Here is a 13,269-nt window from a genome sequence, read left to right as displayed (position 1 = left end):
TACTATGAAAATTTGCAAGATAAAATTTAAAAATATACACGCTTTAAAAGGCGAACATACTATTGATTTTGAAAATGGTATTCTGGGAGAAGCAGGTCTTTTTGTGATTACCGGCGCTACAGGTACGGGTAAATCGACGTTGCTAGATGTGATTACATTAGCTTTATACAACAAGATTCCTAGAATTGATAAAGCTATTTCAGAGAAAGTTATTGAGGACGAAGGAGTGATTTTGACTAAAAATGCTCCAGACTGTTATGCCGAAGTGGAATATGAAGTTAAAGGCGAAAGATACCTCTCTTCATGGTCGATTAGAAGGACAAGAACAGGCTCATTAGATAAACGAAAACAAGAATTAATAAAACTAAGTACAGGGGCGATTTTAGTTTCAGGAGTACAAGAAGTAGTTAGTGAGAACGAACGTATTATTGGTCTGAATTACAACCAGTTCGTACAGTCAATGATATTGGCTCAAGGGCAGTTTTCTAAATTGCTTTTGGCTAAAAAAGATGATCGAAACGCGTTGTTAGAAGAGATTACGGGGTCTTCTATTTATCGAAAAATTGGGAGATCCGTTTTTCAAAGATTTCGTGGAGTGGAAGATGCTGTGAAAACACAAAATATTAAAATGGGAGAAACCATTTTATTAACGACTGAAATGGTTACAGAAATTCAGGAGGATGTTTTATTGCAAAAACCTTTGTTAGCTGCACAACAAAATCATCATGATGTTTTAGCAAAGAAGAAAATAGTGAAAGAAAATATTCTTAAAAACGCTAAATTAAAAGAGGCTAATGAAATTGAATGGACCGCTTTTGCAAAAGATAAAGCGGCATTTGTAACTCAAGAAAACGAACTGAAATCGCATGATAGCTTAGTTGTTTTTAAAGATCAAATGCTATTTATAACTAATGCTGAAAAAAAAGTAGAGGAACTTTTAGAAAGTAGCACTGTAGCAAATAATAAGCTTTCCCAACAAGAAAAAGTGAAAGCGGAGTTGATTTTGATAGCTAACTCATTAATCAAAAAAGAAGTTACTGCTGAAAAATTTGAAGCCGAGATAACTGATTTTAGAACTCGTGTTCTAGCTTTACAAGAAGCTGAAAAAAATAGCTTATCTCATGCCAAACAACAATCACAACGTATAGAAGACAAACGTAAGGAGCTTATTGGTTACGGAATAACGTTGACTATAGATGATACTTTATCTCAACAAATTCAGGCTGAATTAACAACAATTGATGCTGGAATTAGTCAAATAGGAATTACTTCTGTCGATGCAGTTAGATCTAAAAAAGAAGACTTAACACGATTGATGATTCCAGCAAATCAGTTAATTGGTGATAGGAAGTTATTTGATGAAAAAAATAAAGGAATAGGGGAGTTGCAGCTTAAAATTAAAAAGCAACAAGATGAAATAGTAGTGTTAATTAGTTTAGAAAAATCACAACAAGAGACATTAGCAAAGCTGTTACCAAAGGTTGAATTAGCGAAAGATGCACTTGATGACTGGAAACAACGTAAAAGTTTAGACGAACACCGCCAGGAATTAAAAAACGGAAAACCCTGCCCATTATGTGGGTCTGAAACGCATCCATTTGCTCAGGAGATTGCAACAACATTGGTCAATTCATTGGAAGAGAATTTTCAATCTTTGACGAAACAATTAGAAGGTTTGCAAAAAGCATTACTTGAAAATGAAGTAAAGCTTCAAAGTTTGCAGAATATAAATGCAACTGAAACTGTAAACTTAGATCATAGGATAGCAGAATTCAAAATTTTAGAAAATAAGATAACCGAATTATGTACCCAGTTAAAATGGACTACAAAAGATAGTCTTGAAAAATGGCAACTAGATGCAAATGATTTTCAGCGAGAGTTAAAAGAACTGGACAAACTTGAAAATCACATAAAAGCCAAAGTCGTTTTTAAGGAAATGCAACAATTATTTACTGATTATTTGGAACTTAAAAAGGGATATAATGAGGCTAAACAAACCTTATTGTTAGTTTATGACCGAAAAGATATAATGAATGAAATTAGTAAATTAAGCAATGATTTTAGCTCTTGCCATTCTACGATAAAGAGTTTAAAAGAACAATTAACTGACTTACAAAAGAATAAAACTGAAACAATAAAAGAAAAGGAAGAGTTACTAGCCAATCTTTTACCTCGACTTGAGGAAAAAGGAATAGCTTCATTAAAAGAATTAAAAGCTAAAATTTTAGACGAAAACACCGCTAGCCAAATTCGTAAAACTTTACAACAATTGATTGAAAACGAAGTTCGTTTAAAAACAGATAAAAAAACTATTGACAAAGCATTAGAAGACGATAAAATTTTAGATGATGCGTCAATTACGTTAGAAGAGATAACGGTTTCTTTACCAAAAATAATTGAAGAAATAACGGTATTGAATAAACATATTTGGGATCAACAAAACAAAATTGAAATTGATATTAAGAATAGAGAAAAGCTAAAAGATAGTCAGAAAATAATGGATGGTTTACAAAAAGACTTAGCGCTTTGGAGTAAAATGAACTTATTAATTGGCGATGCTACAGGTAAAAAATTCTCTAATTTTGTTCAGGACTTAACGTTAAAACAGTTGTTAGAGTATGGTAACCAGCGACTAATAGGTTTTTCAGATCGTTATTTATTGGATACTGCAAATGACTCTGATGGATTAAAAGTCATTGATACTTACATGGGGAATACAAAACGCTCTGTTAGCTCTTTGTCCGGTGGTGAAACGTTTAAACTGAGTTTGGCTCTCGCTTTTGGTTTATCTGATTTAGCAGCTCGTAATGTCTCAATTGAATCACTATTTATAGATGAAGGATTTGGTTCTTTAGACCCAGAATCTTTAGATCAGGCAATTAGTATTCTTGAAAATATGCAAAACGAAAGCAACAAATCTATCGGGATTATCTCTCACGTTGGGGAATTAAAAGACCGTATTGGAACCAAAATTAAATTAGTTCGCACAGGAGCAGGTTATAGCACTATTGAGATTGAGTAATATTTTAATAAGTAGAGTGATATAGTAGATTTATACTTGAATACCTAGTGTTTCTAGGTGTTTTACTTTTCTTGGTTACTTGTCTAATTTAATACTTATACAAACACAAGATGACCTTGTATTATAATTAAAATCCATAAACAAGAGGATCTTTTATGAGTAAAGAGAACAAGTTTATGGATTTTTTTGAAAACTATTAAAATTACAATACCTCTTTTAGATGCTTATAATTGGTTTTTACCATCTCTAAAACTTCATCCATATTTCCACCTAAAATCATTTTACTCATTGATAAAGCATACCCTTTCATTTGATCGAATTCCATTTTTGGAGGCATCGCTAAGGCTTGTGGATTAGTAAATACACTAACTAAAACGGGACCATCGTGTGAAAGAGCGTTTTCTAATGCTTTCTTAACACCATCAGGATGATTAACCGTAATTCCTTTAAATCCCATGGCTTGAGCTACTAATTCGAAATCAGGATTTACCATATTCGTTTCATTATTGGGCAACCCTTCTACTTGCATTTCTAATTGTACCATACCCAAAGAGCGGTTATTGAATACAATTAATTTTATAGGAAGATTGTATTGTTTAATAGTAGCTAAATCACCCAATAACATAGATAGACCACCATCACCGCAAAACGCAATAACTTGTCTATCAGGATAGGCTAATTGTGCGCCTATAGCCATTGGCATTGCATTAGCCATAGATCCATGATTGAATGAACCCAGCATCATTCGCTTACCTGTACCGCGAATATATCTTGCTCCCCAAACGCAGCACATACCTGTGTCTACAGTGAAGATGGTATCGTCATTTGCCATTTCATCTATTGTTGCAGCAACGTATTCCGGACTTATGTGATTTTCAGAACCTGAGTCGGCAACATAAATATTCAGATTTTCTTTTACTTTTTTATAAAATTCTAATTGCGCTTTTAAGAAACTATCGTCCTCTTTTAGTTTAATTAAGGGTAATAATGCGGCAATAGTATCGGTTATTTTTCCGGTTAAACCGATCTCTAATTTTGCACGTCTTCCTAATCGTTCTGGTTTTTCATCGACCTGCACAATTTTGTTTTTTACAGGCATAAAATGTTCATAAGGAAAGTCGGTTCCTAATAAGATTACCACATCCGATTCGTGCATAGCGTGGTAAGCTGATGGTACACCTAGCAAACCAGTCATTCCTACTTCATAAGGATTATTGTGCTGCATTCCCATTTTTCCTCTAAATGAATACCCGATTGGCGCTTTTAAAAGACCAGCTAGTTTTACAATGTCATCATGCGCTTCTCTAGCACCTATTCCGCAAAATATTGAAATTTTTGGATGTTTATTTACTAAATCAGCTAATTTTTGCATTTCATTATCTGATGGTCTAAAGACTGTTTCACTATTATAATTGTACATTGAAGTAGTACTTTGTATAGCTGGCATAGCCGATACATCACCAGGTAAACCAAAAACGGCAACTCCTTTTTTATGAATAGCATTTTGAATAGCTGTTTGTAACATTCTAGGTACTTGCGTTGGTGTAGTCGCAATTTCATTATAAACACTACAGTCATCAAATAACTTGTACGTGTTTGTTGACTGAAAATAATCAACCCCAAATTCAGGTGTATTTATAGTAGATGCAATTGCAATAATAGGAACGCCAGAGCGATTAGCATCATACAAACCGTTAATCAAATGTACATGACCAGGACCGCTACTTCCTGCACAACAAGCAAGTCCATCTAATTCTGCTTCTGCAGCAGCAGCATAAGCGCCAACTTCTTCATGGCGAACGTGAATCCATTTAATTCTTCCATCTCTTCTAACGGCATCATTAAGTTCATTTAGACTATCGCCTGTTACTGCATAAATCCTTTTTACATTATTACTAACCAGCATTTCTACTATTTGATCGGCTACTTTTTTTGACATAATTTACTGTTTTATTTTAAGAGCATTGTTAGTAAAAACTTCTCTTTATTAGTATTGATAATAGTAGGCATTTCTGCCAAATTTATTTTCGTAAAAACGGACGATGAATCTTAAACATAAAAGTTTTTAGAATCAGTAGCATATTATTTTTTTCTATTCGCTGTAGGTATTTGAATAGGAGTAAACATTAATATATCGAAAATAAATTGTTGCTATTATAACTTGTTTTTGTATGAGCTAAGTTAGTGAAAAACTATTTTAAAATTATGTGAAAAACCACTCTCAAATGTTAATGATTTCCTTAATTTATAACAAGAGTGAAAGTAGCGTAGTATTGTAGATTGTGGCCAAGATATTTTTTTCTGTAAAGAGTAAAATAGTTTCAATAATGGCTTTTTAGAGATACATCAATCAGTAGGATTATGTCAAATCAATACTATTTTTTACAAGTTTGTGTTTGGTCACAAATTATTTTTAATAAGGCATTAATTTCAAATGGTTTTGTTACAAAATCATTCATTCCAGCATGTAAACATTCATTCAATTCTTTTTCACCTACATTTGCTGTAAGCGCAATTATGGGTATGTTTTTTATTTTTTCGTCTTCCAGTTTTCTTACGTGTATTGTGGCGGTAATTCCGTCCATAACTGGCATAACGATATCCATTAATACAATGTCATATTCATTTGATTTAATCATATTCAATGCTTCTAGACCGTTATAGGCAACTGTAGTTTGGCTGTTTTTTAATTTGTTTTTCAGCTGCTTTTCTAGAATCAATAAATTGATTTTATTATCATCAACTAGCAATATTTTTAGGGCAGCATTATGAAAATTGCTTTCAATATCATTTGTATTTGTAGCACTCTTTTCTACTATAGGTAATGGTATCGTAATATTAAAAGTAGTTCCTTGATTTAGTTTAGATTGATAAGAAATACTTCCGTTCATTAAATCAATAAGTCCCTTTGAAATTGTTAACCCTAAACCAACGCTATTTTTTGATGTGTTTGATGAGGCGTATTTTTGAAAAAGTTTTTCACCTAAATGCTTATCAATTCCTTTTCCTGTATCAGAAATTGTAATTTGGAGTTCAAATTCATGCTTACTATCTTCAGAATATTCTCCATCCACAATCATAGAGACTCCTCCTTTGCTAGTGTATTCAATGGCATTATTTAATAGATTCAAAACAATTTGATTGATTCTATTTTTGTCACCATAAACAATATTAGGGATGTTTTTAGAAGTTTCAATTTTAAATGCTAATCCTTTTTCTATAGCTAATCTTTCATTCATTTTAAACAATGAATTTAAGGATTTGGCTAAATCGAATTCAGAGTATTGCAATGAGAATGCACCATCATTGAGTTTTGTGAAATCTAGAATATTGTTTACTAAAGCTAATAAATGATTGGTAGAATAATCCATCAATTCTAAAAGATTTTGATCTTCTTGACAATCCGAATTATTTTTTAAGATATCCGAAATCCCTTTTATAGCATTAAGGGGTGTTCTAATTTCGTGGCTCATTATAGCAAAAAAAGATTCTTTATTTATTTGTAATTTTTTCAATTCAGCTCGTGACTCTTCTATTTCTATATTTTTATATTTCAATTCATTGATAATATCGGTCATAATTTTTGTCCTAGCAGAGATTAATACCACCAAAAATATAGTAATCATTAAGACTACAAAATAAAATACCTGCATGCGTACATCTTGCTCATAATACCTAATGTTACCCAAGTCAAAACCAAAAAAATCGTTATAAAGAATAATAGAAACAATAGCAAATATCAATAAACTAAAGAAAGCAAGTAATTTGTTAAAGCGTATTGTAATTAATAATATAAGTGGTGTCACGTAAGTTATCACTACTATAGGAATTGATTTTCCGTAGCATAAAAACACGAAGGTGTAGTACGCAGTAATAACCGATATGGCAATAATGGATTTTTGAAGAAAACTGTATTTTTTTGAAATAGAAAAATAAAGGAAAGTAGCAATAACTGGAATTGTTGCCCAAGCACCATCTGTGAGACCTAAATAACCAAGTACCACCATTACAATAAAAAACTGCATAGTGAAAATATAAAAGCTTAAATTATCAATTTTACCGAATTTAGAGATGCTTCTAAGACTATTTTGGGGCTTATTCTTATCCATGAAATAGTTAAATGATATGGTTGTAGGTTGTGATAATAAAAATAGTGAAATAATTCTGATACACAAAACATTTACTAGTGATGTTTCTAAATGTAACAATTAGATTTATAAAAACGGTATAATATTATATGCAACAGCTATTAGTTAAGTTTCTAATTCTCATTAAGAATTAAAGTGAATTTGTTACCAAGCTAATTTATTAGAAACCAACAAACCCAACAGTACCGCTTTTATAGCATATTGTTGGGTTTTCTATTGAGATCAAGATTTTGAATTATCTATTTCTTAAAATCTGATTTTTTCAATCCGTTATTAAATTTAATATCGGTCCAATTAACTTGTATCCACGGTTCATCAGTTACTTTGGCATCCCAGTTAGACGCTTTATATTTACGCTTTGTAGGGATCATTAAACCATCAATTGTTTCATATTCTAACTTCATCAACAAAGGATCAATTTTACCAAAATCAGCTACAGTAAAAAGAAATTGATCTACTAAATGAGTCTCTTTATTAAGGTACAATTGATAAGTATCCTTTGGTTTTCCATCTGTGCTTTCAAATGTAATTTTAACCACATCGTAATTTACGCTATCAATAGTTTTCTCATTTAAGTATTCATAATTAACGCCAGGATCAAGCAATTTTTGCATCATAGTAAACCAATAAAAATTAGTTGGTCTATTAAAAGCAACCATTTTCAAGAGTTTTTCATCTGTGAGACTTTTACCGTTATTTTTAAGCCAAAATTCATTCCCATCATATCCTTGCTCTATTAATCCGCTGAGATCTGGCAAAGTGCGCTCGTGTTTTTTATATGCACCATAGGATAGTTGACCGTCAAAAATATATTTCTCAGTTGTGATATCCGTTTTGCCGTCAGGAGTTTGGTATGTATAAGTGTACACAACATCTTTCTTATCATAAAGTTGGCTTAAATCACCCACTTTTTGAACCATGGTATAAACTAACTCCTGTCCTTTATTTTCAAATTTTGGTGCAACTATTTTAACAGAATCTGTTTGGGTTTCACTTGTTGCTGTTTGCTTGTCATTTTTGCAAGCCACCAGCGAAAGACCTAGTAATACACTTGTCAATAATTTAATTTTCATAACCGTAAATTGTTTTGTTTTCTGGCATTATTAGCGCTACAAAGTCTTATAGCAAGCCACTTTTAGATTAGTAACCAAATATAATAAAACAGTAGTTAAACAAGTAGTTTTTAAAGTTTTTAAGATTTAATTAAGAAATATATAGCTTCTAAATTCCATTTTAATAAATCTGATTTTTTATGCGCCTATTCCAGCATTTCGCTGTAGCCCTCCATTCGCTGGCTTTTTTTTCTAGACAATAGAGGAGCTTCTTTTAGTCGCTCTCTATTGTCTGTAAAAAATAGCCATCAAATTCTCGGGGCTGTCGCTGAGGTCTGGGGCGGAGTGTAAAATGGCGAACAGCTATTTGTTTAATTTATAAGTAAAGCTTTCGAGCAACATTTTTAAGTCCTTATATTTATTATAACATTTTAGTGTTTATTTCTTGATTTAAGGTAATTCGTGTTTTTGGTAAACTTTCGGGATAATTTTTTTGGATGAACTCAATCATTTTCTCCCTAATATACACTCTTAAATCCCATGCTGTTGGCGAATTTTTAGCACTAACAAGAATTCTTATCTCAATAGTAGTTTCCTTTGAGTCGGTTACTTGGAGCACATCTACTTTTTTATCCCATAATTCCGTAGTATTTAACAGCCTGGTCAACTCTTTTCTTAATTCATCAAACGGAATCATATAATCGGTATATAAAAAAATAGTCCCAATGATGTCAGCGCTGTTGCGTGTCCAGTTTTGAAATGGTTTCTCTAAAAAATAAGTTGAGGGTAGTACTAGTCGTCTCTTATCCCAAATACGAATCACAACATAAGTCAAATTTATTTCCTCAATCCAGCCCCATTCATTTTCTACAAGAACGGCATCATCAATACGAAAAGGTTGTGTAATCGCAATTTGAATCCCCGCTAACAGTGCACCTACAACTTTTTGAGCCGATAGACCTATTATAATTCCAGCAACTCCCGCCGAAGCAAATATCCCAATTCCAATTTGTCGGATACCATCAAATGAAAGTAAAATTAAACCTGTAGCAATAAGTACAATTATAAAAATCACTACTTTTTCAAGGATATTAATCTGTGTGTGTAATTTTCTAGATACTAAATTATCTTCCTTCGTGATATCGTATCTCTTTAGAATATTAAATTTAATGCGGCGTAATAAAATAATTATGAGCCATGAAAAACCAACAATTAATAAATTAGTTTTATGCCGAATTAAAAAAGAAAAATCAATATTTGTATAGTTTGCAAACCAACGTACTATTGGCTCAATCACAACAAATATAAATAGTAATAATAGGCTTAAAATTAGTTTGTAATACCTTTTCATAGTTGATGAATTTTAAAAAGTAGCAATGTTTAAAAGCAGGAATTAAAATGTTGTAGAGTTACTGATATTAGCATATTTAAAGGTTAAAAGGTTCTTCAAAACTAAAATACAATAAAAAAATAAAATTTCATTACAATAATCTAGGCAATAGTTTTCATTTATTTAATTATCAAAAAATCTTCTATAAAATTAGTATAAGCTTAATAATTGTAGCGTATTAAGTAATCATAATAATGTAGCTGTTGCAAGAAATACATCAATGTCGTTAATATCTGCATTGCCATAAATAGCTTGATTGAGAGTTCATAATCCAACAATTGATTCCTAATATCACGGTATGTTAAAATAATAATAATGCGAGGATAGAGCAACAGAAATGTAATTATATTTGTTAGACTATCTGTATTTAAGAACAGTTAGTGTACCAAATCACTGAAACTATTTATTAAAATAAATTAAAAGATTATGACTATAAATTTTGAATCTATTGAGAAAGAAAATATAGAAACTTTAAAATTCCCACATACTGAAGTATTACAAGACGATAATGCTATCAATCAAAGAAGAACCGAATTAGAACGCGCAATGTCTCTAGGAAATCTAGAACATTCAAAAATCCAAATTTACTTTGAAGATGATTTTTCAAAAAAAATGGTTGAAACTACCGTTTGGGCAGTTACTGATGAAAGTGTCGTGTTAAAAAAAGGAGTAGGAATCCCAATCAATAGAATTTTAAAGATATCCTAATAGTAGGTTTTAACACGTACTGCTGAATTGATTTTTATAAAATAGACATCGTTTACTCAAATAACGATAAAAAAACGGATTGGAATTTTAAATTTCAATCCGTTTTTTATTGCAAATTTTGAATCGCATTTTATAGTTTTTTTCAAAGTAAGAAACATCTTTAATGTGTAAATGCAGTTAATAACTCGTCTTTTTACTGTTATTTGGATTATAAACTGCTACTTTCATCCCTGTATTCTGCAATAAAAAATTTAATGCTTTTATAGAATTTTCCTCTTTCATAAAGCTAATTAATTTTCTTTTGACACTATGATTTTCATTTAGTAAATATAATTGATATGAAGTAGCGCTATATTCTAAATTTGGTTCCCAACGATTGAAAGAATTCCACCGTTTTGGATATTTATAATTTGATCTTTTCCTAAAAGTTAATACCGAAACGATATTCATCTTTTTGGTTTCAATAATATTCGTTTTTAATAGCATTCCAAATAAGAAGTAAGCTGTTCTTATTTGTTCGTTTTTTTCAATTACTAATCCTTTTCGTAATAGTAATAAGCCAACTAGAAGGAATAGTGTAAAAATCAACAAATTTATTATTGAGGGATTTGCATCAGATTTTATAAGCATTAGTAAAATAAAAAAGCAAATAAAATTCAAAATAAAAACATTTTTAAACTGATTAAAATCTAAGTTTCTTTCTAATATTATTTTTTTCATTATTAATTATTTCAAGAATTGTATTGCTTTTTATGGTTCCAATTACTGTTTATAACACTCCATTAATTTTGGGTTAAATGGAGCAGTTACTCCACATTATTTTAGTACATTATAAACTAAATTTGGTGTCTTAATTCTTTTCAAAAATGCATTATTTACAATGATTTCTAAAAAAATATTTGGTTCAAATTCTGCTGTTTTTTCATATTCAGTTTTAAAATTAAAATAATTCATTCCAACTGAATTTAAATATTTACACGCGTAACTTTTCTTATCAGATAATAATGCAAAAATTATATGTTCTGATTTTATCTCATTCTGATTGTAAATCCAGGCATAATATTTTGAGTTTTTTAATGCTTTTTCAAATTCTTTAGTTAGAAAATAATTTTCACAATATTTTTTTTCAATTTCCACCATAGATTTTTGCAACGCTATAAACTCCCATTTCTTGTTTGTGAAAATTACATTTGGATAGTTATCCATTTTTAACAAAGCTAAAATAAAATGATACGATAATAAATGGTCAGAAGCTAGTTCTATTGCCAAACTTCTGCAATCTTTAAAAATAATTTCAATTTCTTTATTAAATTCCATTTACAATTTTAAAATAGTTTTTGTTTCTAATGCTATTTATTGGTAAAATATATCTAAAAGCTCTGTTAATTAAGTGTTCGGATTTTAAAAGCAATTCACTTTCGATTTATTCGAACTTAATTAAAAAACACCAAATTTGAATTAATCACCTATTATCCATTAATTTATAAATTTTGTTACGTCCTTTTTTCTTTCGTTTCTTTCTTTTTTGAATATATCCATGCACCAATTGCCAGTATTATATAAAGTATTATAATGGCTATCATCTGTTCCCATTTGGTGGTAAATTCATAGTATAAGATAAGTATTCCGCCAATTCCTAATCCAACAATAGATAATCCTGTAAGAAATGTAGACGATGCTGTTTTATCTCTAATTTTAAAGTTTGCTATAGCCATCAATAATGAAACTAAAAGAAAAGTGATACTTCCAAATTCAAGTATCAATTCAAGTCCGCCAATTAGGATTAAAATACTTGCCATAACTGCCATTCCTATAATTGCATTTTGTGGACTATTATTCCTCCTAATTGCTAACCAATTTGGAAAATAACCATCATTTGCAATTACTGACATTTGTCTTGATGCGCCAAAAACGGTTCCGCTTATGGCACTACTTGTCGCTAATATTGCACCTAAAATGACAAGGTTTGTTCCCGTTTTTCCAAGCAAATTTCCTGCTCCCGCGGCAAGTGCATATTCCTTGTTTTTTATAATTTCTTCTGTTGGTATAGCAAACAAAGCACCTAATGAAATCACAACATATATTAGAATTGCTAAACTAATTGCCGAATAAATAGCTCTTGGAATATTCTTTTCGGGATTAGTCATTTCATTTACTGCATTGATAATCAATTGAAAGCCTTCATAAGAAACAAACGTTAATGAGGCAACTATTAAAATTGAAAAAACACTTGAATTTTCGGCATCTAATGCCATATTTTCTATAAATGTTCCAAAATCAGTTGTTCCATGTTGCATTAATACAACTGAAATAATAGTTAGAACTACTAATTTAGTATAAACCATCAAATCTTCGATTTTCCCCATTCCATTAACGCTCCAGATGTTTATCAATGTAAAAAGACCAATTACACCAATAGCAATTCCTTTTCTTATCCAAATATTATTTGCAAAATCGGTACTACTAATTGCGTAGGATGAAAATGTGTAAGCATATAGTGCCAATGTGCTGATGTATCCAAAAATAATAAACCAACCAATTGCAGATGCCGAAAAATGTGATTTTGGATAGGTTTTTTTAAAAAAGGAATAAGTTGCTCCTTCATCTCGATAGTATAAACCTAATTTAACATATGAATATGCAGCCAAAGCAGCAATTAAACCACCAATCACAATTGCAATTGGTGTTAAATTCCCTATCATTGATACGGAAATACCAAGAATGGTAAAAATTCCTCCACCTACCATTCCACCCAAAGCAATGGCAATCAATTCTGCTAATCCTAAATTTTTGTTTCTTTTTCTATGTTGCGTCATTTTTCTATTTTGATATTTTTCTAGCAGGGTGTTAACTACCCTTGGCTTCAAGAAGTGACATCCCAATAGCTATCGGGATTGTAACTAAGCCCTTTCTACTAAGATAAAAGTTCTTGCGAAAGATAAATGTGAA

The 13,269-nt window shown here is 30.7% G+C and carries 9 protein-coding genes; 2 read left to right on the top strand and 7 right to left on the bottom strand.

The features are described from left to right. The first annotated feature begins 4 nt into the window (after nucleotides 1–4). Entirely contained in the window at nucleotides 5–3,022 is a 3,018-nt protein-coding gene (locus tag ACVEGE_RS18915) for an AAA family ATPase (protein WP_192501847.1), read from the top strand. A 202-nt stretch (nucleotides 3,023–3,224) separates the two neighbouring features. On the opposite strand, the gene ACVEGE_RS18910 is transcribed toward ACVEGE_RS18915, so the two are convergent. The 4 genes from ACVEGE_RS18910 to ACVEGE_RS18895 all read right to left on the bottom strand — a co-directional run bounded on the left by ACVEGE_RS18910 (nucleotide 3,225) and on the right by ACVEGE_RS18895 (nucleotide 9,573). Continuing rightward, nucleotides 3,225–4,961, bottom strand: a complete 1,737-nt coding sequence (locus ACVEGE_RS18910; RefSeq protein WP_192501848.1) for a thiamine pyrophosphate-dependent enzyme — start codon at nucleotides 4,959–4,961, stop codon at nucleotides 3,225–3,227. Between the two features lie 436 nt (nucleotides 4,962–5,397). Continuing rightward, the gene (locus tag ACVEGE_RS18905) at nucleotides 5,398–7,047 is read right to left on the bottom strand and encodes a response regulator (protein WP_192501849.1); all 1,650 of its coding nucleotides are present in this window, start codon (nucleotides 7,045–7,047) and stop codon (nucleotides 5,398–5,400) included. A gap of 362 nt (nucleotides 7,048–7,409) precedes the next feature. Further along, complete coding sequence (locus tag ACVEGE_RS18900; RefSeq protein WP_173856097.1) at nucleotides 7,410–8,243, bottom strand: DUF6503 family protein; 834 nt, start codon at nucleotides 8,241–8,243, stop codon at nucleotides 7,410–7,412. 400 nt (nucleotides 8,244–8,643) lie between these two features. Then, the gene (locus ACVEGE_RS18895; protein WP_192501850.1) at nucleotides 8,644–9,573 is read right to left on the bottom strand and encodes a mechanosensitive ion channel family protein; all 930 of its coding nucleotides are present in this window, start codon (nucleotides 9,571–9,573) and stop codon (nucleotides 8,644–8,646) included. Between the two features lie 465 nt (nucleotides 9,574–10,038). On the opposite strand from ACVEGE_RS18895, the gene ACVEGE_RS18890 reads away from it, so the two are divergent. Then, nucleotides 10,039–10,320 (top strand): hypothetical protein, encoded by a 282-nt coding sequence (locus tag ACVEGE_RS18890; RefSeq protein WP_192501851.1) that lies wholly within the window; start codon nucleotides 10,039–10,041, stop codon nucleotides 10,318–10,320. Between the two features lie 177 nt (nucleotides 10,321–10,497). Here the strand turns inward: ACVEGE_RS18890 and ACVEGE_RS18885 are convergent, their stop codons facing one another. The 3 genes from ACVEGE_RS18885 to ACVEGE_RS18875 form a co-directional block, all read right to left on the bottom strand. Further along, on the bottom strand, nucleotides 10,498–11,040 hold the full coding sequence (locus tag ACVEGE_RS18885; protein WP_458008603.1) for a hypothetical protein: 543 nt from the start codon (nucleotides 11,038–11,040) through the stop codon (nucleotides 10,498–10,500). Nucleotides 11,041–11,136: 96 nt separating this feature from the next. Beyond that, nucleotides 11,137–11,637 (bottom strand): Clp protease N-terminal domain-containing protein, encoded by a 501-nt coding sequence (locus ACVEGE_RS18880; RefSeq protein ID WP_192502007.1) that lies wholly within the window; start codon nucleotides 11,635–11,637, stop codon nucleotides 11,137–11,139. 176 nt (nucleotides 11,638–11,813) lie between these two features. After that, nucleotides 11,814–13,136 carry an APC family permease gene (locus ACVEGE_RS18875; RefSeq protein WP_192502006.1) on the bottom strand — a complete coding sequence of 441 codons (1,323 nt, stop codon included), beginning with the start codon at nucleotides 13,134–13,136 and terminating at the stop codon, nucleotides 11,814–11,816. Between the last annotated feature and the right edge of the window lie 133 nt (nucleotides 13,137–13,269).

It is taken from the genome of Flavobacterium sp. PL002, assembly GCF_054165825.1.
The sequence above is the reverse complement of the archived record's forward strand: the minus strand, read 5'-3'. Positions and strand labels throughout refer to the sequence as shown.